This window comes from Pseudomonas capeferrum (assembly GCF_013523055.1).
Lineage (GTDB): Bacteria > Pseudomonadota > Gammaproteobacteria > Pseudomonadales > Pseudomonadaceae > Aquipseudomonas > Aquipseudomonas capeferrum_A.
This window is the reverse complement of sequence record NZ_JAAMQM010000010.1, coordinates 1-23081: the sequence shown is the minus strand read 5'-3', so window position 1 is coordinate 23081 and position 23081 is coordinate 1. Positions and strand designations below refer to the sequence as shown.

Here is a 23081-nt window from a genome sequence, read left to right as displayed (position 1 = left end):
GCTCCCAGGTTCAAAGGCCTTCGAAGAATTGCTCTGTCCGTTGGCGGGTCAGGCCGGCCAGGGTCGGCGGGTTCCAGCGCGGTTGCTTGTCCTTGTCGATGATCAGGGCACGCACGCCTTCGATGATGTCGCCGAACTCGAACCATTGCTGGTCCAGATGCAACTCCATGGCGAAACAGTCCTCCAGGCTCATATGACGTCCGCGACGGAGCATCTCGAGAGTAACCGCCATGGCCAAGGGGGAGCGCGTTTCCAGCTGATCGGCGGTGTCCAGCGCCCATTGGTGGCTGTCGCCGATCCGCACCGCGCGCAGTTGCTCGACAATGCTGGAAACGTCCGCCTGGGCAAAGAAATGGTCGATCACCGGGCGCAGCTTGTCGAGCGGCGCGTTGGTCAAGGCCTGGCTACCCAGCTTCGCCAACAGCCCTTGCAGATCCTTGAGCGGGTGTTCGCCGAAGGTGAGCCGGTCGAGTCCGGCATCCAGCGCCGCGAGCTTCCCGCTGTCCACATACCAGTTGGCCAGGCCGCAGTACAGTGCGTCGGCCGCCTGGATCTGGGTACCGGTGAGACCGAGGTAGGTTCCCAGTTCACCCGGCACCCGCGAGAGGAAATAGCTGCCGCCGACATCCGGGAAATAGCCAATGCCGACTTCCGGCATGCCCAGCCGGCTGCGCTCGGTGACGATCCGCAGGTCGGCGCCCTGGGCCAGGCCCATGCCACCGCCCAGGGTAAACCCGTCCATCAAGGCCATCACTGGCTTGCAATAGCGATGGATGCGCAGATCGAGGTCGTATTCCTCGACGAAGAAGTCGGTATGCAGACGGTCGCCGGCCTTGAAGCTGTCATGCAACGCGCGGATATCGCCACCGGCACAGAAGCCTTTCGGGCCCGCGCCGCGCAACATCACGGCATGAACCTGCGGATCGTCGGCCCATCGCTCGAGGTGATGACGCAGGCTGCGCACCATGTCGAGAGTCAAGGCGTTGAGCCCGGAAGGACGGTTGAGGGTCAAGTGGCCAACGTGGTTACGGACCTCTACCAGGACGTGCCCGGCTTGCTGGGTCTGTGCTTGCGCGTTCATCGTGGTCTTCCTGCCTTGTCATTGGTTTCCATATGAAGTCCGGAATGCGCTTGAGACCGACGGATCCTAGCAATGCCGATTTGCCTCGCACAAAGGGTAAATCTGCAATACCTATCTGCATTTTTACCGCGTCGTATCGCCCTCCGGACCGAGTATTGCCACTTTAGCCTGTGACACCGCCGGACAGGGTATTACTTCCCTGGAACGGCGATCCATGCGGCACCGCCAAGGTACTGGCCATATGCTGCCAAGTAAGCGTAGGGCGTGGACGTGGCGCTTTCGATAATCGGCTTCGACAACCGTCCCATCCGTTGCGGAGCGCGCCATGTACAACAATAACAACGTTCAACGCCGTATCCTGCCGCTGCTTGGCGGCCTTGCCGCCTTGGGCCTGGCTCCATTGGCCAGTGCCGAGATCGTGCTGTATGACAAGGACCAGACCACCTTCTCGACCGACGGCTATATCAATGCCTTCTACGTCAACAGCGACGTGGACCGCGCCGGCGAGCAGTTCGACCGACGTCAGTCCCGGGTGAAGATGGGGTTCCTGCCCAACTACCTGGGCTTCAACATGACGCGGCAGGTGGACGACCTCAAGCTCGGTGGCCGTGCGTCGTTCTGGGTGACCATCAACGACAGCGATACCAACTCCACCGACACCGCGATCGACGTACGCCAGTTCTACGGCACCGTGGCCAATGCAGCGTGGGGCGAGGTCCTGATCGGCAAGGATTTCGGACTGTTCGCGCGCTCCAACATCCTGCTCGACGAACTGCTGGCCGGCTATGGCCAGGTCAGCGATACCCTTGGCCTGGTCGATGGCGGCGGGGTGTCGTTCGGCAACATCGGCAGCGGCTACCCGTATCCATTCCCGACCTCGCAGATCACTTACCGGACACCGGTGATGGAAGGCCTGCGGATTGCCGTCGGCATCATGGACCCGGTCGATACCAACGATGACAGCGCGATCGGCAAGGCCTACCAGGAGAACCCGCGCACCGAGAGCGAGATCACCTACCAGTTCGACCTTGGGGGCGCGCAGATCTACAGTTGGCTGAACGGCAGCTACCAGACCTCGGACAACACCGACAGCAATGTCGACTCGGTAACCTCCAAGGGCGTGGGTTATGGCGTACAGGCCAAGATGGGCGATTTTTCCCTGACCGGGTCGGGTTTCACCGCCAAGGGCATCAATCCGTTCTTCACCAACAACGCCGGCGAGGCGACCTTGCGCGAGGTGGACAGCCAGGGCTACCTGATCCAGGGCTCGTACCGCTTCGGCAGGAACCGTGTGGCATTGTCCTACGGCAAGACCGAGGACGACGGCAACGGCGCGGTCAATACCGGCGCCGACTACGAGACCCGTGGCATTGCCCTGTTCCACGACGTCAATGACAACCTCAAACTGGTGGCCGAATACAACCAGTTCGAGATCGACGGGCATGAGGGCGACGCGCAGAACGAGGACACTGACACCTTCGCGGTGGGTGCCGTGCTGACCTGGTGAGTCGGCGGCAAGGCTGCCTCGCGAAGATAGCCTTTGATGAAGGTGGGGCGCTGCAGGCCCCATCCGAGTGCTCGGCATTTCAGCAGGCCCCCAACGTCAGTTGGCTACGCGGATCATCCGATTTCGGCGCTGAGAGTTGTTGTGCAGCTGAGGGTCCTATCGCGGGACAAGCCCGCTCGCCACCGGAGCTGCGGCTCGATACCTGGTGGTATCCGGCTTGTTAGCAGACCTCCACTACCGAGGCACTGCAATTCCGGTGGCGAGCGGGCTTGTCCCGCGACAGGGCCGGAACAGACCCAGAAAATTTCAAAACCGAAAGCCGACACCGACATCACACCCAACCTTGCGCGCAAGCCGCGCCTACAACCAAATCCCGGTCGACCCGCTACCCAAGTAGCATTCGCGCCCTCACCGCGTTTTCCTACACTGCCGCCATCCATCCCCTCCAGGAAGTAGCTCATGAGCGAAGGTGTCGTCAGCGCGGTCTCCCGGGCCAGCAGTGCCGAGCAGGCGGCCCAAGAGCTGGCCGCGCAGCTCCTGCATCCGGAGTTGGGTTTCGTGCTGTTTTTCTGCTCCGCCGAGTATGACCTGCCAGCCTTGGCCCATGCCCTGGGCCAGGTCTTCGTCGATGTACGCCTGACGGGCTGCACCAGCGCCGGGGAACTGACCCCCGAAGGCTATGGACGGGGATGCATCACCGCGCTCGGCTTCGACCGGCGTCATTTCTCCATTGCCGCGACCCTGGTCGATGCGATGCCAGGCTTCAGCCTCCTGGATGCCCAGGCGGTAGTGGAGCGCCTGGTCGGCGAATGCAGAAGCAACAACCTGGCGCCGATCAAGGGTCACAGTTTCGCCCTGACCCTGTTCGACGGTCTGTCCAGCCGCGAGGAAATCGTCCTTGCCGCGTTGGCGGCAGCCTTGGGCGACATCCCGCAATTCGGTGGTTCGGCCGGTGACGACAATTACCTGAGCCGCACCCATGTGTATTTCGACGGTGCCTTCCACAGCGGCGCGACTGTCGTACTGCTGGTCAACACCTGGCTGGATTTCGAAGTGTTCAGTACCCATCACATTCGCCCTCGCCAGGAAAAGCTGGTGGTCACTCGGGCAGACCGTACCCTGCGTCGCGTCTACGAGCTCAATGCCGAGCCGGCCGCGCGCGAATATGCGCAACTGATCGGCGTGCCTCTCGAAGCCTTGGATCATCGCCTGTTCGCCGCCCATCCGCTGGCGGTACGGATCAACCAGAACCACTACATCCGCGCCATCCAGCAAGTCCATGAGGACCAAAGCCTGAGCTTCTACTGCGCGGTCGAGAACGGCATCGTCCTCACCGCCATGCGTCCTGGCCCGTTGCTGCCCGACCTGCAGGCACTGTTCGATGGGCTGCGCCAGCGTCTCGGCCCGCTGCTGGTGACGATCGGCTGCGATTGCTGCCTGCGGCGCCTGGAGCTCGAAGGCGAGGGCACCCTTGGCCAGGTTGGCGATTTCCTGCGCGAGCAGCGAGTACTGGGCTTCAACACCTACGGGGAACAGTTCAATGGCATGCATATCAACCAGACCTTCACCGGCGTTGCCATCGGACGACCTCGCCAGCCACGCGCCTGAGTGCGCGACCCGGCTGGCGCAGTTGCAACGCGAGAATCACAAGCTCAAGCGCATCAATGCGGCCTTGATCGAGCGGCTCGAATCCGGTGCGGCGCGGCCGGACGATGCCTTTGCGGCATTCCAGCATTCGGTCGTATTGGCCGAGCAGGTCCGCGAGCGCACCGATGCGCTGAATCAGGCGCTGATCGATCTCAAGGCCAGCCATCTGTTGCTCAGCGATGCCCACCAGCGGGCCGAGACCGCCCACCTGCGGCTGGTGGATGCGATCGAAAGCATCTCCGACGCCTTCGTGCTGTTCGATCACGATCTGCGCGTGGTGCTCTTCAATCGCCGCTTCAAGGCGCTGTGGGCCAACAGTCGCCTGCGCATGTCCAGCGGCATGCACCTGATGGAGGTCAAGCGCCTGATGCACAGCCTGCTGCGCGAGGAGCCTCGCGGCAGTCTCGACGAGCAGCCGCTGTACCGCCTGCGCAACGAGCGCTGGCTGCAGGTCAGCGAGCGGCCCACCCGAGATGGTGGGCGAGTGATGCTATTCACCGACGTCACGCGGGTCAAGCAACGAGAGACGCGGCGCCGCGAGCAAGCGTTGGCGCAGAAGTCCTACCTGCTGCAACGTGCCGTGGACAACCTGTCCCAGGGCCTGGCGATGGTTAATGCCGAGGGCGTGCTGGAACTGTGGAACCGTCGCTTCCTGGAGCTGAGCGGCCTGGCGCCGATCGCCAGCCAGCGGCTGTTCGCCGAAGTGATCGGCGACAGCGAATTGGCCTTGCTGACGCCCGAGAGCCGCGATTCGGTCGGCAACGTCCTGCAGGAGCTGGAGCAGCGGTTGTTCGATGGGCGTCTGTTGGAGATTCGCACCCATCCGCTGCCTGCCGGTGGTTTCGTCAATACCTTCACCGACATCACCGAGCGCTATGCCCAAGCCGAGGCCCTGCACCAGGCCTACCAGCACCTGGAAGCTCGGGTCCACGAACGTACCGCCGAGCTGACCAGCCTCAATCGGCAGTTGCTGGGTGAAATCGACCAGCGTCGTCGGGTCGAGGCGTGCTTGCGCGAAGCCAAGGCCGAGGCCGACCGGGCCAATCTGTCGAAGACCAAGTTCCTCGCCGCCGTCAGCCACGATCTTCTGCAACCGCTCAACGCCGCGCGTCTGTTCACCAGCGCGCTGCTTGAACAACGTGAACCCGGCCTGCAGCCGAACCTGGTGCGCAACGTCAGCAATTCGCTCGACGGGGTGGAGAACCTGTTGGGCACCTTGGTCGACATCTCCAAGCTCGATGCCGGCGTGATCAAAGCCGATATCGCCAGTTTCGCCCTACGGGACCTGCTCGATACCCTGGCGGCCGAGCATGCCCAGGTGGCGCTCAGCGAGGGTCTGCGGCTGGACTACATTCCTACGAGACTACGCGTGCGCAGCGATATCCAGCTCCTGGCACGCATCCTGCGCAATCTTCTGAGCAATGCCATCCGCTATACCCCCCACGGGCGCATACTGCTCGGCTGTCGTCGGCGCGGGCGCAAGGTCTGGATCGAGGTCTGGGATACGGGTGTAGGGATCGCCGCGGACAAATGCGTCGAAGTGTTCCAGGAGTTCAAGCGTGGGGAGGCCCAGCGTCCCGACCAGGATCGTGGGCTGGGCTTGGGACTGGCGATCGTCGAGAAGATCGCCGGCATCCTGGGCCATGCCGTGCACCTGCGCTCGGTGCCAGGCAAGGGCTCGGTCTTCTCCGTGGAGGTGCCGCGCTGTCGCCGGGCGCCGCGTCGTTCGGCCTTGCCCGCTGCGGAAATGCCTCTGGTACAACCGCTGGAGGGCGCGCGGATCTGGGTGCTGGATAACGACGCCGCGATCTGCGCGGGCATGTCCAGCCTGCTGCAGCAGTGGGGCTGCCAAGTGGTCACGGCCCTGAGCGAAGCGGATCTGGAACGTCAGGTGGCGCTGGAGCGGGCCAAGGTCGATCTACTGATCGCCGACTACCATCTGGACGACCAGCGCACGGGCGTCGACGCCGTGACCGCGATCAACGCCCGGCGTCACCGACCGATACCGGTTCTGATGATCACGGCCAACTACAGCAACGAGCTCAAGCAGCAGGTGCGCGAGCTTGGGCATACCCTCATGCACAAGCCGGTGCGACCCATGAAGCTGAAGATGGCGATGAGTCATTTGCTCAGCGTGGCAGGCGCCCGCTGACAAAGTGCGCCACATCGTTGTACCCCGGCGTCGACGCATGCCCCGGCGTCACCAATGAATCGATGAACGCCTCGTCCTCCGCCGTGACCTTCACCTCCAGGGCACCACTGTAGGTGTCCCACTGCGCTTCGGTGCGCGGCCCGACGATGGCCGAGCTGATCAGGCGATTGTTCAGCACCCAGGCGATGGCGAACTCGACGATGCCGACGCCCTTGGCCTCGGTGTAGGCGTGGATCTTCCTGGCGATGTCCAGGGACTCCTGGCGCCACTCGGTTTCCAGGATGCGCTTGTCCTGGCGACCGGCGCGGCTGCCGGCATCCGGCGTGGCACCTGGCGCGTACTTGCCGCTGAGCACGCCGCGCGCCAGCGGGCTGAACGGCACGATGCCCAGGCCATGATGGGCCGCGGCGCAGAATTGTTCGGGCTCGCCCTGGCGGTTGACGATGTTGTACAGCGGTTGGCTGACCACGGGCTTGGCCACGCCCAGGCGGTCGGCCAGGTTGCAGATCTCGGCGATGCGCCAACCGCGGAAGTTGGAGACGCCCCAATGACGAATCTTGCCCTGGCGCAGCAGGTCGCCCATGGCCGCGACGGTCTGCTCCAGCGGCACGCTGTGGTCTTCGCGGTGCAGGTAGTAGATGTCGAGGTAATCGGTGTCCATGCGCGTGAGCGTCGCCTCGATGGCGTTGAAGATGTGCTTGCGCGACAGGCCACTGCGGTTGGGCAAGCCATCCGCCGGGCCGTAGCCGACCTTGGAGGCCACGATCCAGTCCTGGCGATGGCGGGCAACGGCCTCGCCGACGATCTCTTCGGAGCGCCCGGCGTTGTACACGTCTGCCGTGTCGATGAAGTTGATGCCTTGGTCCCAGGCCTTGTCGATGATGCGCAGCGAATCTTCGGTACTGGTCTGCTCGCCGAACATCATGCTGCCCAGGGTCAGGGCGGAAACCTGCAGGCCACTCTGGCCCAGCGGACGGTAGATCATGCTCGAAATCCTTTTTTGCACTGGAAGGTGCGTTCGTTTTACACAGGTCATTCGCGGTTTGAAAGCATGATGCCGCGTGCGTCGGGCCGGGGGATTTGCGCTGGCCCCGTCGATACGGGTAGGTTCGCAGTACTACTTGCCCAGGAGCCACACCATTGGACTCATTGACTCAAGCTGTATTGGGTGCCGCGCTGCAAGGGACGGTACTGGGCAGGGTGCAGGGAAAACGCTCGTTGCTCTATGGCGCCGCGCTGGGGACCTTGCCCGATCTCGACGTAGTGATCCGCTATGCCGATCCGGTGTCGCAGATGACCTATCACCGGGGCTTTTCCCACTCGGTGTTCGTGCTGACCGGCCTGGCGCTGATACTGGCCTGGCTGGTCGCCTGGCAATCACGAAGACGCTCGCCCGAGCGCGGCTACAGCGCGCCGCGGTTGTTCCTGGCATTCTGGCTGGTATTGATCACCCATCCGTTGCTCGATGCATTCACGGTGTATGGCACGCAACTGTTCTGGCCTCTGCACTTCACGCCCGTGAGCTGGGCGGCGGTGTTCATCATCGATCCGGTCTACACCGTGCCGCTGCTCGCGGCGGTGATCTTCGCTGCGATCAAGGGTTTCGCCGGGCGCGGGGTGCCGCTGCTGGTCACGGCGCTGGTCTTCAGCACGGCCTACCTGGGCTTCGGGCTCTTCGGACGTCATCTCGGCGAAGAGCGCTTTCAAGCCGCGTTGGAGCGGCAAGGCATCGCCGCGACGGAGGTGCGCGCCGTACCCATCGCGTTCAACAGCCTGGTCTGGCGTGTCTTGGCCAAGACACCGGATGGGCATTATTACGAGGGGATCAGCAGTGTATTCGACCATGCCCCACCCGAGATGCTGCGTTATTCACGCAACCTCGAGGCGGCGGCTATCCTGCGCGATCAACCCTTGCATGAACGGTTGCGCTGGTTCACCGATGACTGGCTGCGTTACGACGTGATAGGCAATGCCTTGGTCGTCACCGACCTGCGCATGGGTATCCCCGGCAATTACACCTTCCGCTTCAACATGGCTGCCCGTGATGAACGTGGGCACTGGAGCGCCATCACACCAACGATGTGGCGAGGAGCGGGTCCTGGCTCGATGTTCGACAGCGAAGCCCTTGCGCTCATCTGGCGGCGCATCGTCGTCCAGCAGCCACCCTTGCCGCTGGCCCGCTGGGCCAACCAGTATCTGGACCGGTCCGCACAGCCTGGTTCGGTCGAGACTGGCCGCTGAACAGGCGTTCGGCGGGGCTGGACCTGGTCAAGTGGGTGGCGATCCTGACCATGGTGGCCGATCATCTGCGCTTTCTCTGGCCCCAGGCGTACGGCCTGTTCGTGCCAGGGCGCCTGGCCTTCCCTTTGTTCTGTCTGGCGATTGCCGTGAATGTAGGCCGCTCCAGGCCAGGCACACTGGCCAGCGGTGCCAATGCGCGCTACCTGGGCTGGATGTGCGCCTTTTCGGTCATGTCCGAGCTTCCCTACCGCTGGCTGGACACCGGCTCTGAAACCTTCAGCGTGATGCCGACCCTGACCTTGGGCCTGCTGGTGGCCTGGGGCGTGCATCATTCACAGGTCGCGGCTCGCATGCTGGGCCTCGTGGCGGCAGTCGCCGCGGCTTGGCACAGCGATGCGCTGATGTATGGTTTGCCGGGCGTGCTGCTGCCGGCGGTCTTGCTGCTCGCCACTGTCCGCGGCGGTCTTTTCTGGGTGCTGGCCTGCCTGACCGCGATGGCCGCGAACCTCACCAACAGCTGGCTGGCCGATCACCCCACCGCGCCGCTGGCCTTGCTCATCCTGGCCAGCGTCGCCCTGTCCGTTCCCCTGGGCGCCTGGCTGTTGCGTCGCGATAGCTGGGCAGTGCCGCGGATCGGTCGCTGGGGATACGGCTTCTACCCGCTGCACCTGCTGGTCATCAAGGCCCTGCAAGGGCTTTCATGACAAGCGCAACCTGACTGCAGGAAACGGATAGCGATCTGCAGGAATCGGATATTGCCGCGCCCGCCCTGGGCCTAACCTGACCTGGCCTGACAATAACAACGGAGGCCCTGGCCATGTCCCTGGGAATCGACTATCTCAATGCCTTGCTCGAAGAAGACCGGGAGAAGGGCATCTACCGCTGCAAACGCGAGATGTTCACCGACCCGCGCCTGTTCGACCTGGAGATGCAACATATCTTCGAGGGTAATTGGATCTACCTCGCCCACGAGAGCCAGATCCCCAATCGCAACGACTACCTCACCACCACCATGGGGCGCCAGCCGATCTTCATCGCGCGCAACAAGGACGGTGAACTCAATGCCTTCCTCAATGCCTGCAGCCACCGTGGCGCCATGCTCTGTCGGCACAAGCGCGGCAACCGCTCCAGCTACACCTGCCCGTTCCATGGCTGGACTTTCAACAACAGCGGCAAGCTGCTCAAGGTCAAGGACCCGTCCGAAGCAGGCTATCCAAGCAGCTTCAATTGCGAGGGTTCGCATGACCTGACGCGCGTGGCGCGTTTCGAATCCTATCGCGGCTTCCTCTTCGGCAGCCTCAATGCCGACGTCAAGCCACTTACCGAGCACTTGGGTGAATCGGCGAAGATCATCGACATGATCGTCGACCAGTCCCCCGAAGGTCTGGAAGTGCTGCGCGGCGCCAGTTCCTATATCTACGAAGGCAACTGGAAGCTCACCGCCGAGAACGGTGCCGACGGTTACCACGTCAGCGCCGTGCACTGGAACTATGCCGCCACGCAGAACCAGCGCAAGCAGCGTGACGCGGGCGGCGAGATCAAGACCATGAGCGCCGGTTCCTGGGCCAAGCATGGTGGCGGTTTCTACTCGTTCGACCACGGCCACCTGCTGCTCTGGACCCGCTGGGCCAACCCCGAGGACCGTCCGGCCTTCGAACGTCGGGATGAACTGGCCCGCGATCACGGCCAGGCGCGCGCCGACTGGATGATCCAGAACTCGCGCAACCTGTGCCTGTACCCCAACGTCTACCTGATGGATCAGTTCAGCTCGCAGATTCGTGTGGCACGGCCGATTTCGGTCAATCGCACGGAAATCACCATCTACTGCATCGCGCCCAAGGGCGAGAGCGACGACGCCCGGGCCAAGCGCATTCGCCAGTACGAAGATTTCTTCAATGTCAGCGGCATGGCCACGCCCGATGACCTGGAGGAGTTCCGCTCCTGCCAGACCGGTTATGGCGGCGGTGCGGGCTGGAACGACATGTCCCGAGGGGCGACCCATTGGGTGGACGGGGCAGACGAGGCGGCCCGCGAAATCGACCTGCAGCCGTTGCTTTCCGGCGTTCGTACCGAGGACGAGGGCCTGTTCGTGCTCCAGCACAAATACTGGCAGGACACCATGATCAAGGCGGTGACCGAGACGTCCGAACTCATTCCCGTGGAGAGCGTGCCATGACCAGCACCTACGAAACGGTCCGCGACTTCCTCTATCGCGAAGCACGCTATCTTGACGACGCGCATTGGGATGAGTGGCTTGAGCTGTATGCATCCGATGCGACCTTCTGGATGCCTGCCTGGGACGACGATGATCAGCTTACCGAGGATCCCCAGCGAGAGGTCTCGCTGATCTGGTACGGCAATCGCGGCGGCCTCGAGGACCGGATCTTCCGGATCAAGACCGAGCGCTCCAGCGCGACCATTCCCGATACGCGGACCTCGCACAACCTGAGCAACATCGAGATCGTCGAGCAGAGCGACGGGCAGTGCCAGGTTCGCTTCAACTGGCACACCCTGAGCTTTCGCTACAAGACCGTCGACAGTTACTTCGGCACCAGCTTCTACACCCTCGATCTGCGCGGCGAACAGCCATTGATCAAGGCCAAGAAGGTGATCCTGAAGAACGACTTCGTGCGTCAGCTCATCGACATCTATCACATCTGAGTTTCGGTCAGGCGAGGGACTTGCGGCATGCCTGGGCATGTCGGGCAGTCGCTCGCCCGCGAGGTGCACCATGAGTTTCCAGATCGCACTGAATTTCGAAGACGGCGTGACCCGCTTCATCGAGGCCGCCGGCCATGAAACCGTTGCCGACGCGGCCTACCGCCAAGGCATCAACATTCCGCTGGACTGCCGTGACGGCGCTTGCGGTACCTGCAAGTGCCAGGCCGAATCGGGTCGCTACGACCTGGGCGACAACTTCATCGAAGACGCCCTGAGCGAAGATGAAATCGCTCAAGGCTACGTCCTCACGTGCCAGATGCGCGCCGAAAGCGATTGCGTGGTGCGCATCCCGGCGTCTTCCCAGGTCTGCAAGACCGCGCAAGCCAGCTTCGACGCGACCATCAGCAGGGTTCGCCAGCTGTCGCAGAGCACCATTGCCCTGTCCGTAAAGGGCGAGTCCCTGGCCCGGCTGGCGTTCCTCCCGGGGCAGTACGTCAACCTGCAGGTCCCAGGCAGCGACCAGAGTCGCGCGTATTCCTTCAGTTCGTTGCAGAAGGACGGCGAGGTCAGTTTCCTGATCCGCAACGTGCCTGGCGGGCTGATGAGCAGCTTCCTCACCGAGATGGCCAAGGCCGGCGACGGCATGACCTTGGCCGGACCCCTGGGCAGTTTCTACCTGCGCTCGATCCAGAGACCGCTGTTGCTGCTGGCGGGCGGCACCGGCCTGGCCCCGTTCACCGCGATGCTGGAGCGGATCGCCGAGCAGGGCAGCGATCATCCGGTGCACCTGATCTACGGGGTGACCAACGACTTCGACCTGGTCGAGCTGGACCGCCTGCAGGACTTCGCCGCACGCATCCCCAACTTCACCTTCGCCGCCTGCGTGGCCGATCCGCAGTGCGAATACCCGCGCAAGGGCTATGTGACCCAGCACATCGAGGCCGGGCATCTCAATGAAGGCGACGTCGATGTGTACCTGTGCGGTCCGCCACCCATGGTCGAAGCGGTCAGCCTGCACCTGCGCGAGCAAGGCATCACACCGGCGAACTTCTACTTCGAAAAGTTCGCGGCAGCGGCCTGAACCTTCTCTTTGAGGTCGTGCGTACCCTGCGGGTACGGGCGACCTCCTTTTACTCCAGGTCGAGGAGCGCGCAAGCGAGCGCCCTCGCATAGGCGGGCAGGTCCCGCGACAGGAGATGCACATGAACAATCGTTTCTCGGACAAGGTCGCCTTGGTCACCGGCGCCGCGCAAGGCATCGGCCGCGCCGTGTGCTGGAGACTGCGCGCGGAAGGCGCCCAGGTGGTGGCGGTCGACCGCTCCGAGCTGGTCCACGAACTGGCCGGCGAGGGCATGCTGACCCTGACGGCCGACCTCGAACAGCACGCCGAATGCACCCGGATCATGGGCCAGGCGGTGGACAGGTTCGGCCAGCTCGACGTGTTGGTCAACAACGTAGGTGGCACGCTCTGGGCCAAGCCGTTCGAGCATTACCAGGCCGAGCAGATCGAGGCGGAGGTACGTCGTTCGCTGTTCCCGACGCTGTGGTGCTGCCATGCCGCGCTGCCCTACATGCTGGCGCGGGAGCAGGGGGCCATCGTCAATGTCTCGTCCATCGCCACCCGCGGCATCAACCGGGTGCCCTATGGCGCGGCCAAGGGTGGCGTCAACGCGCTCACCGCTTGCCTCGCGTTCGAAACGGCCGAGCGCGGTATCCGCGTCAATGCCACTGCCCCGGGCGGCACCGAAGCGCCTCCAAGGCGTATTCCACGCAACAGCGAAGAGCAGACCGCCGAGGAAAAGGTCTGGTACCAGCAGATCGTCGACCAGACCCTCGACAGCAGCCTGATGAAACGCTACGGCACGCTCGACGAGCAGGTCGGCGCGATCCTCTTCCTGGCTTCCGACGAGGCATCCTACATCACCGGCGTGACGATCCCCGTGGGCGGTGGCGACCTTGGCTGATCACGGGCCTGCCGGCGATATCGGCCTGTCCGTTTTTCCACTGACTCTACAGGAGAGTGCTTCATGACCACCCCATTGATCGACCGGCTGGACGCCTTGATCGTCGACCTGCCGACCATCCGCCCGCACAAGCTGGCCATGCACACGATGCAGCGCCAGACCCTGGTGATCCTGCGCCTGCGCTGCAGCGACGGCGTCGAGGGCATCGGCGAGGCGACCACCATCGGTGGCCTGGCCTACGGCTACGAAAGCCCGGAAAGCATCAAGGCCAATATCGATGCCCACCTCGCTCCAGCGCTGCTGGGCCTGGCGGCGGACAACATCAACGCCGCCATGCTCAAGCTGGACAAGATCGCCAAGGGCAACACCTTCGCCAAATCCGGTATCGAAAGCGCACTGCTCGATGCACAGGGCAAGCGACTCGGCCTGCCGGTCAGCGAGCTGCTGGGCGGGCGCGTGCGCGACAGCCTGGAGGTCGCCTGGACCCTGGCCAGCGGCGACACCACTCGCGACATCGCCGAGGCCGAGCAGATGCTCGAGGCGCGACGTCATCGCATCTTCAAGCTGAAGATCGGTGCCAACCCGCTCGAGCAGGACCTGCGCCACGTGGTGGCGATCAAGAAGGCCTTGGGCGATCGCGCCAGCGTGCGTGTGGACGTCAACCAGTACTGGGACGAATCCCAGGCGATCCGCGGTTGCCAGGTCTTGGGCGAGCACGGCATCGATCTGATCGAGCAGCCGATCTCGCGTATCAACCGCTCGGGCCAGGTGCGCCTGAACCAGCGCAGCATCGCGCCGATCATGGCCGACGAGTCGATCGAGAGCGTCGAGGACGCCTTCAGCCTGGCCGCTGACGGCGCGGCCAGCATCTTCGCCTTGAAGATTGCCAAGAACGGTGGCCCACGCGCTGTCCTGCGCACCGCGCAGATCGCCGAAGCGGCCGGCATCGCACTGTACGGCGGGACCATGCTCGAGGGGGCTATCGGCACACTGGCCTCGGCCCACGCTTTCCTCACTCTGCGCCAGTTGACCTGGGGCACCGAACTGTTCGGCCCGCTGCTGCTGACCGAGGACATCGTTACCGAGGCGCCGGTCTATCGCGACTTCGAGCTGCATGTCCCGCGCACGCCCGGCCTCGGCCTGAGCCTGGACGAGGCGCGTCTGGCGCGTTTCGTACGCCACTGAACCGCCTGCCAACGAAGGAGAGACACCATGCTGTTCCACGTGAAGATGACCGTGAAGCTGCCGCTTGACATGGACCCTACCCAGGCCGCGCGCCTGAAGGCCGATGAAAAGGCGCTGGCCCAGCGTCTGCAGGCCGAAGGGACCTGGCGCCACCTCTGGCGCATCGCCGGCCACTACGCCAACTACAGCGTGTTCGACGTGCCGAGTGTCGAGGCACTGCACGACACGTTGATGCAACTGCCGCTGTTCCCCTACATGGACATCGAGGTCGACGGGCTCTGCCGTCATCCTTCGTCGATCCATGCCGACGACCGCTGAAGCAATTTCATCCATTGCCAAGAACAAGATGAGGTAGGCAACCATGACCGTGAAGATTTCGCAGACTGCCGACATACAAACATTCTTCAAGAACGCCGCGGGCCTCGGCAATGACGAAGGCAACCCGCGCCTCAAGCAGATCGTCCTGCGCGTCCTGCAGGACACCGCGCGACTGATCGAAGACCTGGAGATCAGCGAGGACGAGTTCTGGTACGCCGTCGACTACCTCAACCGTCTCGGTGGACGTGGCGAAGCCGGGCTGCTGGTCGCGGGCCTGGGTATCGAGCACTTCCTGGACCTGCTGCAGGACGCCAAGGACGAGCACGCCGGCCGGATTGGCGGCACGCCTCGCACCATCGAAGGGCCGTTGTATGTGGCCGGCGCGCCGCTTGCCGAGGGGCAGGTGCGCATGGATGACGGTACGGAGGAGGGAGTGGCTACGGTGATGTTCCTCGAAGGCCAGGTCTTCGACCTGCAAGGCCGACCGTTGCCAGGTGCCACGGTCGATCTGTGGCATGCCAACACCCGCGGCACCTACTCGTTCTTCGATCAGAGCCAGTCCGAATACAACCTGCGCCGACACATCGTCACCGACGCCGAGGGCCGCTACCGTGCCCGCTCCATCGTACCGTCCGGTTACGGCTGCGATCCGCAAGGGCCGACCCAGGAATGCCTGGACCTGCTGGGCCGTCACGGCCAGCGCCCGGCCCATGTGCACTTCTTCATCTCGGCACCGGGTCATCGTCACCTGACGACTCAGATCAACCTCTCGGGGGACCGCTACCTGTGGGATGACTTCGCCTATGCCACCCGTGACGGCCTGGTGGGCGAAGTGGTGTTCCGGGAAGATGGCGCCCAGGGCGTACCAGGACGGTACGCCGAGCTGCAGTTCGATTTCCGCTTGCAGGAAGCGACGGATGAGGACGCGCAGCTGCGCAGCAGCCGACCACGTGCACTGCAGGTCGGCTGAGAAAATCCGCTGCTGTCCCTCAGCCAAGCCTCGGGACAGCAGCCCGCCCGGTGATCAGCCCGCCGCAGCTGGCTTGAGGGCTGCGGCACGGGTAACGCGCAACGCCACCAGGCTGCCTACCACGATCAGCCCCGCCAAGGAGTAGAGCGCCGCATCGGTGGAGCCGGTCTGGTCCTTGATGAAGCCCACCAGGTAGGGGCTGAGGAAACCGGCCATCTGCCCCACCGAGTTGATGATCGCCAGGCCCGCGACAGCGGTACTGGCGCTCAGCAGCGCGGTCGGCACCGGCCAGAACATCGGCAAGCCGGTGAGGGCGCCCATCGTTGCAATGCTCAGGCCGAGGATGGCGATGGTCGGGGTCTGGGCGAAATTCACGGCGATCAGCAAGCCGATGGCGCCCATCAGCATCGGCACCACCAGGTGCCAGCGCCGCTCGTTGCGCAAGTCCGCCGAACGCCCCACCAGAATCATGAAGACACCCGCCAGCAGGTACGGGATGGCACTCAGCCATCCGATCAGCAGGGCGCTGTCGAAGCCCATGCTCTTGATGATCGAGGGCAGCCAGAAGTTGATCGCGTAGACGCCGCTCTGGATGCAGAAGTAGACGAAACCGAAGGTCCAGATCAGCGGGTGGGTCAGGACCGACAGGACACTGTCGTGGGTCGTGACAGGCTTGCTCGCGGCATCGGCCCGAAGGTCGGCCTCGATCACCTGGCGTTCGCTCGGGCTCAGCCAGGCAGCCTTTTGATAGCCGTCACTGAGCAGTACGATGGCGAGCACGCCTAGCACGACCGTCGGCACACCCTGGATCAGGAACATCCACTGCCAACCGGCCAGGCCATGTTGCCCGGCGGAAAAATGTTCGAGAACCCAGCCGGAGAACGGCCCGCCCAGCAGGCCCGATACCGGGATCGCCGACATGAACAGGGCCATGATGCGGCCGCGGCGGTCGGCCGGGAACCAGCGCGCGAGATAGAGCACCACACCGGGGAAGAAGCCGGCTTCGGCGGCGCCGGTCAGCAGGCGCAGCGCGTAGAACTCCAGGGGCGTGGTGACGAACAGCAGGCAGGTCGACAGCGTGCCCCAGACGATCATCATCACCGCGATCCAGCGCCGCGGCCCGAAGCGGTTGAGCGCCAGGTTGCTGGGCAGGCCGCAGAGTACATAGCCGATGAAGAAGATCCCGGCACCCAGGCCATAGACCGTTTCACTGAACTTCAGGGCATCCAGCATCTGCAGCTTGGCAAAGCCGACGTTGACGCGGTCCAGGTAGTTGAACAGGTAGCAGATGAAGATGAAGGGAATCAGCCGCAGGGTGATACGCCGGTACAGCGCGTCGCGGGTGACGTCCTGGCCTTGGTGGAGGGCAGGGCTGTGTGCCATGATGAACTCTCTTATGTTTTGTTTTCGCCAACACGCCTGTCGGCGCTCGCCTTGACGAGTCTCGGGGAGTGGGCCGCGGCTGTCTTTGTGCTTTTGCACAGCCCGTGCTGCCCGTCGCTGTGCCGTGGAACAAAGCCTCCGACCGCAAGGACCTTCTCATGTTCGAACTGGACCATGATCTGGCGCAGGACATCGTCAGCCGGGCAATGGCCATCCTGCCATGCAATGTCAACGTCATGGACAGCCAGGGCCTGATACTCGGGAGCGGCGAGCCGGAGCGCATCAATACCCGCCACGAGGGTGCGCAACTGGTGCTGGCCAACGGACGGATCGTCGAGCTGGATGTCGAGGCAGCCAAATGCCTGAAGGGCGTGCAACCTGGCGTCAATCTGCCCCTGATGCTCGATGGCCGATTGATCGGAGTGCTTGGCCTGACCGGCGATCCGCAGCAATTGCGCACCGCGGGTGAATTGCTGCGGATGACGGCCGAGATGCTTCTGGCCCAACGTCACCTGCAAGTGGAACAGCAGTGGCGGCGACAACGCTGCGATGACCTGTTGGCTTTGCTGCTGGGAGGCAGCGGTGATTCGCCTCGGTTGATCGACGAAGCGCAGCAGTTGGGGCTCAAGCCGCAACTGCCCCGGATTCCCTGCCTGTTCGAGCTCGAATCCGGTCCCTGCGCGCAAACGCTGTCCGCCTGGCTGTTGAGCCGCTACCCCGACAGCTGGTGCGTCAGCCCCGCGCGACAGTCATTGCTATGGTGTCGGCCGGCGGGCCTGGCGCTGGACGAGTCACGTCTGCTCGAACGCCTGCAGCGTCATGGCTGGCAAGTCGAGCGCATGGCATTGGGCAGTGTCGCGCAGGGCTTGGAGCAGCTGCGTCGTGGCTACCGGCGGGTTCGCGACCTGCTCGCCTACGGGCGGGACGTACTGCCGGGCGAGCGCTGTCTCACCCTGGCGCGCTACCGTTTGCCGGCCATGCTTTGGCGGCACCGCAGCGATGAAGCGCTGGAGGAACTGCTGGAGCCGTTGCAACGTATACGCGCCAGGGACGGTAGCGGTCAGCTGTTGGCCACCTTGCGAGCCTGGTGCGCGCACGATGGTCAGAGCCAGGCCTGCGCCGATGCGCTAGGCATTCACCGTAACAGTCTGCGTTATCGCCTGGAGCGCATCGCCGAGCTGGGTGAGGTCGACCCCCAGCGCCTGGAAGGGATGCTCAGTCTCTACCTGGGCTTGCAACTGCTACCGGTGGAGTGATTGCACGGCGGGACCTTGAGGCAGGCGCCGGGTGCGAAGGCGTTTGCCCAAACAACGCCTCGGGGGTGTTGTGCAGATGACCGAGGCTTACCGTGGCTATGTGCTGTCAGCATGCCAGGCATCTGGACAGGAGATTCCCCATGAAGATCGTCATCGCCCCCGACTCGTTCAAGGACAGCCTCGACGCGGCCGGCGTCGCTCGTGCCATTGCCAGAGGCATGAGCGAGGTGCTGCCGCATGCCCAATGCATCGAATGCCCCATGGCCGATGGAGGCGAAGGCACCATGGCAGCGATCGTGGCCGTCAGCCACGGCGAATTGCGTCGGCAGTTCGTGCGCGGTCCCTTGGGTACCCGCGTGGAGGCTGGCTGGGGCTGGCTGCCGGACAGCCATACCGCAATCATCGAGATGGCCGAGGCCAGTGGCCTGCAACTGGTGCCCAGCGCCGAGCGCGATGCCTGCCGCAGCAGTACCTGGGGCACCGGGGAGCTGATTGCCGCCGCCCTCGCCGCGGGTGCCAAGCGGATCGTCCTGGCCATCGGCGGCAGCGCCACCAACGACGCAGGTAGCGGCATGTTGCGCGCGCTGGGACTGCGCCTGCTGGATGCCCAGGGGCGTGAATTGGAGGAAGGCGGCCTGGCCTTGTCCACGCTGGCCAGGCTCGATGCCAGTGCCCTGGATCCGCGTCTGGCGGAGGTGGAAATCGAGGTCGCCGCGGATGTCGACAACCCGCTGTGCGGCCCCAATGGCGCGTCGGCGATCTTCGGTCCGCAGAAAGGCGCCGACCCGGCTCAGGTCCAGGCGCTGGATCAGGCCTTGGGCCACTTCGCCGACCTGTGCGCGAACCTGCTCGGCGAGGACCTGCGTGATTTCCCGGGCTGCGGCGCGGCAGGGGGCATGGGGTTCGCGGCAAAGGCATTCATGAGCGCGCGCTTTCGTCCCGGTGTGGAAGTGGTCGCCGAACTGTCTGGCCTCGATGCCTTGGTGCAGGGTGCCGACCTGGTCGTTACCGGGGAGGGTCGCTTCGATGCGCAGACCCTGCGCGGCAAGACGCCGCTGGGGGTGGCGCGAGTCGCCAAGCGTCACGGTGTCCCCGTCGTGGTCCTGGCCGGAACGCTCGGCGCGGGTTACGAGGCGCTGTACGCCCACGGCATCGATGCCGCGTTCGCCCTGGCCAGCGGACCGATGACACTGGAGCAGGCCTGCGCCGACGCTCAAGTGCTCCTGCAAGCGCGAGCAGGAGATATCGCCCGTTTGTGGCGCAGCGCGGCGGGTCAGGCCTAATCAAGCATCGCGAGCTTGGCGGCGGCCCGCGGGCAGCACCGCCAGCTCGCCGAAGCCCTGCGCCGCATCGATGTAGCGCAGCGCCGACTTGGCATCCTTCCAGCCCACGTAGCTCATCAGCGACGTGAGCTCCCAGCCGTTCGCGATCGCCCAGGTCGCGAATCCCCGGCGTAGCGAGTGACCGGTATAGAGGGCGGCGGGCACTCCGGCACGTGCAAGCATGCGCCGGAGCAGACCGACCAGGCTGTTGCTGTTGAGCGAAGCCTCGCCCAGCTTGCCCCAGCGATCGAGCTTGCGGAACACCGGGCCATGGGCGATGGCTGTCGTCGGCATTATTTTTGGACTTACCGGCGCCGGAGGTGAAACTTTGGTCGTACCAGCGTTGGTACTCGGCCTCGGCTGGTCGATGACGGAGGGTTCATGGAGCGGCATGGGGTCGTACCGCGACACCAGGCCCGTAGCGCTGGACTGGAAGAAACTGTTTGAGGCGGACATTACTGGGCGTAGGGCCGCCACGGTAGCGTTGTGGGCCTTTGACCTCATTTTTCTCCTGACCTCGGGGCTATCGCGCAGTCCCTGCTTTTGTATCCTGGGGACCGCCTTGCGGCCCATCGCGGGCAAGCCTGCTCTTACAAGAACGCTGCAAAGCCCATGAATCTGGGCCTGACGCGGATCGTGTAGGAGCGGGCTTGCCCGTGTGGTTCAAGTGAACAGCACCACCCTATACGCGGAACTGTTGCGTCTTCTGAGTGAGATCGATGGCCAGGCCATCCAGGCTTTCGCTGAGTTGAGAAGACTCCATACCGCCCTTACCGAGGGTAAGGCTCAGGTCGCGGATGGCATTGACGTTGGCATTGATTTCTTCAGCAACCGCACTTTGCTCCTCCGTGGCGGTGGCTATCTGTACATTCATTTCATTGATCGAGCCAACGGCAGCGCTGATCGCGTGCAGAGACTCGACGGCACGGCGTACCTCTTCGACACCCTGGGTGGTCAGCCCCTGGCTGCTGTGCATGGCACTGACCACGGTGCGGGTGTTGTCTTGCAGCAGTTCGATCACGTGTTGGCTTTCAATCACCGACTCTTGAGTTCGCCGCGCGAGTGTACGCACTTCATCGGCCACCACGGCAAAACCACGACCTGCTTCTCCCGCGCGGGCAGCTTCAATGGCAGCGTTCAAGGCCAGCAGGTTTGTCTGTTCAGCGATGCTTCGGATCACATCCAGAACATCACTGATTTTCGCGCTGCTCAATGCAAGGCTTTCAACCAACACCATGCTGTCGTTCATTTCCGAGGCCAAGGTTTCAATAGCTTGGGTGGCGCGGCCCACTTCAATGCGCGCCCGGCTTGCCGCCTGATCAGTGTCATACGCTGCCTGCGCGGCTGATGCAGTGCTGCGTGCGACCTCATGGGCCGTCGCTGCCATTTCATTGGAGGCGGTGGCCACCAGGTCTACTTCGCTCGCCTGTTGCAGCAACTGTTCGTGCGAATGAGTCGCCAGGTGGGAGGCTTGTCTTGCGGCCTGTCGGGTTTGCAGCGAAGTCTGCTGAATGTCTTTGATGATAGGTTGCAGCTTGTCAAGAAAACGGTTGAACCAACCGGCCAGCAGGCCCAGCTCGTCCTGTTGCGAGTAACTGATGCGTTGAGTGAGATCGCCGTTGCCAACCGCAATGTCTTGGATCCTCTGGGTGATCGAATGGAGCGGCGCCAACGCGCTGCGAATACACCATGCGATCACGATCAACCCGATGAAGGCCAATAACCCCCCCAGTAATATGACATTCAGCGTTGCGGCCTGGCGCTGCTCGGTCAATATCGTGGTCAAAGTACGGGCAGGCAGCATCAATACATCCCAGGGTACATCGATCTTCACCGCCCATGCCGCGTTGCCCGGCACAGGACTGAAAGGTACGAGCAACTGGTAGTGCTCGCCTAGTCGGGTCGCTTGGGGCTGAGGCGGAAGGTGAGCTGCATTGTAAGTGCTGCCTGTGCCTGGCCATATCTCAGCGCTAGTCTTGCCACTGGCGTGTCCGTCATCGCTTTTAGCCGCGACTACGCCGGTACTGCTGATAATGCTGACTACAGCGTTTGCACCATACAGTCCGCCAGCCAGTTCCTGGCTCTGGTTCTGGAGATCGGAAATGTTGATGTCGACGACGGTCATGCCAATGACGCTTCCAGCGTCCAGCAGAGGAATGGCCATTGAGATAAGGGTCACAGACTGGCCGTTCAAGATATCCTGGTACGGAGAGGTCAGACATTGCGCGCGTGTCTTCAGCGCACAGGTGTACCAGTAGTTGTAGGGGGTGCCGCTGGCATCGGGGGTGGTGCGGGTAAACAGTTCTTCCGGGTAGACGGCGTATTTCGGCTCAGACGGGTCTGCCTGGGACCAGTAGCTTGAAAAACGCCCGCTGTCATTGCCGCCCAGTTCGTCCATGCCGACGAATGCGCCATCGTTGCCACCTAGCCGGTCAGGCTCAAATGTTACGAACAGGCCGAGCAGTTCGGGGTGCGCGGCCAGCGCGCTGTGACTTTGCCCGATGATCTCCTTGCGCACCTCATGTTCCTGCGCACGGCCCATGGATATCTGGGAGCGCAAGGCCAGCAGCTGTCTGTTGAACTCTTGCCCGAATAACAATGCGTCACTGAATTTTTTCTCGATCAGCTGGCGTTGCACGGCGCCGCTGGTGGCCAGTTGCAGGCGCGCAGTCTCCTCCAGTAACGCGCTGCTGCGTTGTTCGACCATGTGATCGGTTCGATTCATTTGATAGAGGTTGGCCGCAATCACCGCGGCCAGGCAGAGCAACAGGCAGAGACCTGTCAAGAAAACGATTTTCAGTTGGATCGACAGGCTTGTACGCATGCATCACCGTCAGCAAGTAGAGAAGAGGCGGGCGCTCAGCCCTCCAGGGTTGCGCCACAATCGCTACCCAGATAAGTCAGCGTGGCGCCCAGTGTCCGGCACAATGGCTGAAGTTTCTGATAATCCTTCAGAGAGCCAGAGCAGAGCAGTTCGCAGTCATGTTGATCTATCGCTTCGGCCTGGCTGTTGAGGCTGACTTCGCGGTAGTCGATCTGTTCGCTGCGGGCCAATGAACCGCCCATGGCACCCAGTCCCAGGACGCTGACGGAAGACTTAGTGATCCAGACGTTGACATGCGTAGTCCTCAAGACGGTAGGGCGTTGAAAGGTGCGCGCCACGCGCGCAAGTCAAGAAGATCAGTGCGTGGCGGCAAGAGGTGCAGGTATCAGCGAGGAGGATTGAGGCCGATGTAGTCGGCGATTTCCTCGTAGTTCACCTGCCACAGGCCCGGCAGGCCGTAGAGGTCGGCGGTAAAGGAGCGGAAGCCGAGGATCTGTTGCACGCGCGGTGACAGAGTGCGTACCAGCTCCATGTCCACCACGAACGGATAGGCTTCCTCGGGTACCAGCC

At 63.4% G+C, this 23081-nt stretch carries 19 protein-coding genes and 3 pseudogenes; 14 read left to right on the top strand and 8 right to left on the bottom strand.

Going from position 1 to position 23081, the window contains the following annotated elements:
- Window positions 1-10: 10 nt before the first annotated feature.
- A complete protein-coding gene (locus G7009_RS12765; RefSeq protein WP_181130435.1) occupies window positions 11-1081 on the bottom strand; it encodes an enoyl-CoA hydratase/isomerase family protein in 1071 nt (356 codons plus the stop codon).
- A 325-nt stretch (window positions 1082-1406) separates the two neighbouring features.
- Between G7009_RS12765 and G7009_RS12760 the strand changes: the two genes are divergently transcribed.
- The 3 genes from G7009_RS12760 to G7009_RS12750 all read left to right on the top strand — a co-directional run bounded on the left by G7009_RS12760 (window position 1407) and on the right by G7009_RS12750 (window position 6387).
- The gene (locus G7009_RS12760) at window positions 1407-2588 is read left to right on the top strand and encodes a porin (RefSeq protein ID WP_181130434.1); all 1182 of its coding nucleotides are present in this window, start codon (window positions 1407-1409) and stop codon (window positions 2586-2588) included.
- A gap of 459 nt (window positions 2589-3047) precedes the next feature.
- A complete protein-coding gene (nosP, locus tag G7009_RS12755; RefSeq protein ID WP_181130433.1) occupies window positions 3048-4196 on the top strand; it encodes a nitric oxide-sensing protein NosP in 1149 nt (382 codons plus the stop codon).
- On the top strand, window positions 4129-6387 hold the full coding sequence (locus G7009_RS12750; protein ID WP_181130432.1) for a PAS domain-containing hybrid sensor histidine kinase/response regulator: 2259 nt from the start codon (window positions 4129-4131) through the stop codon (window positions 6385-6387). The genes nosP and G7009_RS12750 overlap by 68 nt, the downstream gene beginning before the upstream one ends.
- Here G7009_RS12750 and G7009_RS12745 read toward each other — a convergent pair.
- Window positions 6365-7372, bottom strand: a complete 1008-nt coding sequence (locus G7009_RS12745) for an aldo/keto reductase (RefSeq protein WP_181130431.1) — start codon at window positions 7370-7372, stop codon at window positions 6365-6367. The two genes, G7009_RS12750 and G7009_RS12745, sit on opposite strands and share 23 nt — an antisense overlap.
- A 155-nt stretch (window positions 7373-7527) precedes the next feature.
- Here G7009_RS12745 and G7009_RS12740 point away from each other — a divergent pair, with 155 nt between their 5' ends.
- The 9 genes from G7009_RS12740 (at window position 7528) to catA (ending at window position 15726) form a co-directional block, all read left to right on the top strand.
- Entirely contained in the window at window positions 7528-8628 is a 1101-nt protein-coding gene (locus tag G7009_RS12740; RefSeq protein ID WP_181130430.1) for a metal-dependent hydrolase, read from the top strand.
- On the top strand, window positions 8625-9332 hold the full coding sequence (locus tag G7009_RS12735; RefSeq protein ID WP_258197929.1) for a conjugal transfer protein TraX: 708 nt from the start codon (window positions 8625-8627) through the stop codon (window positions 9330-9332). The genes G7009_RS12740 and G7009_RS12735 overlap by 4 nt, the downstream gene beginning before the upstream one ends.
- Before the next feature lie 113 nt (window positions 9333-9445).
- Window positions 9446-10804: a benzoate 1,2-dioxygenase large subunit gene (gene benA, locus G7009_RS12730; RefSeq protein ID WP_181130429.1), complete on the top strand. Its 1359-nt coding sequence runs from the start codon at window positions 9446-9448 to the stop codon at window positions 10802-10804.
- Window positions 10801-11289 (top strand): benzoate 1,2-dioxygenase small subunit, encoded by a 489-nt coding sequence (benB, locus tag G7009_RS12725; RefSeq protein WP_181130428.1) that lies wholly within the window; start codon window positions 10801-10803, stop codon window positions 11287-11289. The genes benA and benB overlap by 4 nt, the downstream gene beginning before the upstream one ends.
- Before the next feature lie 70 nt (window positions 11290-11359).
- Window positions 11360-12370, top strand: a complete 1011-nt coding sequence (gene benC, locus G7009_RS12720; RefSeq protein ID WP_181130427.1) for a benzoate 1,2-dioxygenase electron transfer component BenC — start codon at window positions 11360-11362, stop codon at window positions 12368-12370.
- A gap of 121 nt (window positions 12371-12491) precedes the next feature.
- Window positions 12492-13253 (top strand): 1,6-dihydroxycyclohexa-2,4-diene-1-carboxylate dehydrogenase, encoded by a 762-nt coding sequence (locus G7009_RS12715; RefSeq protein ID WP_181130426.1) that lies wholly within the window; start codon window positions 12492-12494, stop codon window positions 13251-13253.
- A 63-nt stretch (window positions 13254-13316) separates the two neighbouring features.
- Window positions 13317-14438: a muconate cycloisomerase family protein gene (locus G7009_RS12710; protein WP_181130425.1), complete on the top strand. Its 1122-nt coding sequence runs from the start codon at window positions 13317-13319 to the stop codon at window positions 14436-14438.
- 27 nt (window positions 14439-14465) lie between these two features.
- A complete protein-coding gene (gene catC / locus G7009_RS12705; RefSeq protein ID WP_181130424.1) occupies window positions 14466-14756 on the top strand; it encodes a muconolactone Delta-isomerase in 291 nt (96 codons plus the stop codon).
- A gap of 43 nt (window positions 14757-14799) precedes the next feature.
- Window positions 14800-15726: a catechol 1,2-dioxygenase gene (gene catA / locus G7009_RS12700; protein WP_181130423.1), complete on the top strand. Its 927-nt coding sequence runs from the start codon at window positions 14800-14802 to the stop codon at window positions 15724-15726.
- A gap of 54 nt (window positions 15727-15780) precedes the next feature.
- On the opposite strand, the gene G7009_RS12695 is transcribed toward catA, so the two are convergent.
- Window positions 15781-17109 (bottom strand): MFS transporter, encoded by a 1329-nt coding sequence (locus tag G7009_RS12695; RefSeq protein ID WP_181130422.1) that lies wholly within the window; start codon window positions 17107-17109, stop codon window positions 15781-15783.
- A 158-nt stretch (window positions 17110-17267) separates the two neighbouring features.
- Between G7009_RS12695 and G7009_RS12690 the strand changes: the two genes are divergently transcribed.
- Both G7009_RS12690 and G7009_RS12685 read left to right on the top strand, forming a co-directional pair.
- Window positions 17268-18365: a sugar diacid recognition domain-containing protein gene (locus G7009_RS12690; protein WP_181130421.1), complete on the top strand. Its 1098-nt coding sequence runs from the start codon at window positions 17268-17270 to the stop codon at window positions 18363-18365.
- A 140-nt stretch (window positions 18366-18505) separates the two neighbouring features.
- The gene (locus tag G7009_RS12685; RefSeq protein ID WP_181130420.1) at window positions 18506-19648 is read left to right on the top strand and encodes a glycerate kinase; all 1143 of its coding nucleotides are present in this window, start codon (window positions 18506-18508) and stop codon (window positions 19646-19648) included.
- Here G7009_RS12685 and G7009_RS12680 read toward each other — a convergent pair whose 3' ends face one another.
- The 5 genes and pseudogenes from G7009_RS12680 to G7009_RS12665 all read right to left on the bottom strand — a co-directional run.
- Window positions 19649-19981 carry a tyrosine-type recombinase/integrase gene (locus G7009_RS12680; protein ID WP_181130419.1) on the bottom strand — a complete coding sequence of 111 codons (333 nt, stop codon included), beginning with the start codon at window positions 19979-19981 and terminating at the stop codon, window positions 19649-19651.
- Between the two features lie 388 nt (window positions 19982-20369).
- Window positions 20370-20888 (bottom strand): annotated as a pseudogene (locus G7009_RS28225) (methyl-accepting chemotaxis protein); the annotation flags it as partial.
- Window positions 20889-21227: 339 nt separating this feature from the next.
- Window positions 21228-22085, bottom strand: a pseudogene (locus G7009_RS28220) (PDC sensor domain-containing protein); the annotation flags it as partial.
- Between the two features lie 461 nt (window positions 22086-22546).
- Window positions 22547-22753 (bottom strand): hypothetical protein, encoded by a 207-nt coding sequence (locus tag G7009_RS12670; RefSeq protein ID WP_181130417.1) that lies wholly within the window; start codon window positions 22751-22753, stop codon window positions 22547-22549.
- 143 nt (window positions 22754-22896) lie between these two features.
- Window positions 22897-23081, bottom strand: a pseudogene (locus G7009_RS12665) (phytanoyl-CoA dioxygenase family protein); the annotation flags it as partial.

What these genes read in the sequence shown, in the direction of transcription:
- G7009_RS12765 (WP_181130435.1), bottom strand. Translation starts at nt 1,081, where the DNA reads ATGAACGCGCAAGCACAGACCCAGCAAGCCGGGCACGTCCTGGTAGAG.
- G7009_RS12750 (WP_181130432.1), top strand. Translation starts at nt 4,129, where the DNA reads ATGGCATGCATATCAACCAGACCTTCACCGGCGTTGCCATCGGACGAC.
- G7009_RS12685 (WP_181130420.1), top strand. Translation starts at nt 18,506, where the DNA reads ATGAAGATCGTCATCGCCCCCGACTCGTTCAAGGACAGCCTCGACGCG.
- G7009_RS12760 (WP_181130434.1), top strand. Translation starts at nt 1,407, where the DNA reads ATGTACAACAATAACAACGTTCAACGCCGTATCCTGCCGCTGCTTGGC.
- G7009_RS12715 (WP_181130426.1), top strand. Translation starts at nt 12,492, where the DNA reads ATGAACAATCGTTTCTCGGACAAGGTCGCCTTGGTCACCGGCGCCGCG.
- catA (WP_181130423.1), top strand. Translation starts at nt 14,800, where the DNA reads ATGACCGTGAAGATTTCGCAGACTGCCGACATACAAACATTCTTCAAG.
- G7009_RS12690 (WP_181130421.1), top strand. Translation starts at nt 17,268, where the DNA reads ATGTTCGAACTGGACCATGATCTGGCGCAGGACATCGTCAGCCGGGCA.
- benB (WP_181130428.1), top strand. Translation starts at nt 10,801, where the DNA reads ATGACCAGCACCTACGAAACGGTCCGCGACTTCCTCTATCGCGAAGCA.
- nosP (WP_181130433.1), top strand. Translation starts at nt 3,048, where the DNA reads ATGAGCGAAGGTGTCGTCAGCGCGGTCTCCCGGGCCAGCAGTGCCGAG.
- benC (WP_181130427.1), top strand. Translation starts at nt 11,360, where the DNA reads ATGAGTTTCCAGATCGCACTGAATTTCGAAGACGGCGTGACCCGCTTC.
- G7009_RS12695 (WP_181130422.1), bottom strand. Translation starts at nt 17,109, where the DNA reads ATGGCACACAGCCCTGCCCTCCACCAAGGCCAGGACGTCACCCGCGAC.
- benA (WP_181130429.1), top strand. Translation starts at nt 9,446, where the DNA reads ATGTCCCTGGGAATCGACTATCTCAATGCCTTGCTCGAAGAAGACCGG.
- G7009_RS12710 (WP_181130425.1), top strand. Translation starts at nt 13,317, where the DNA reads ATGACCACCCCATTGATCGACCGGCTGGACGCCTTGATCGTCGACCTG.
- G7009_RS12745 (WP_181130431.1), bottom strand. Translation starts at nt 7,372, where the DNA reads ATGATCTACCGTCCGCTGGGCCAGAGTGGCCTGCAGGTTTCCGCCCTG.
- G7009_RS12680 (WP_181130419.1), bottom strand. Translation starts at nt 19,981, where the DNA reads ATGCCGACGACAGCCATCGCCCATGGCCCGGTGTTCCGCAAGCTCGAT.
- G7009_RS12670 (WP_181130417.1), bottom strand. Translation starts at nt 22,753, where the DNA reads ATGGGCGGTTCATTGGCCCGCAGCGAACAGATCGACTACCGCGAAGTC.
- catC (WP_181130424.1), top strand. Translation starts at nt 14,466, where the DNA reads ATGCTGTTCCACGTGAAGATGACCGTGAAGCTGCCGCTTGACATGGAC.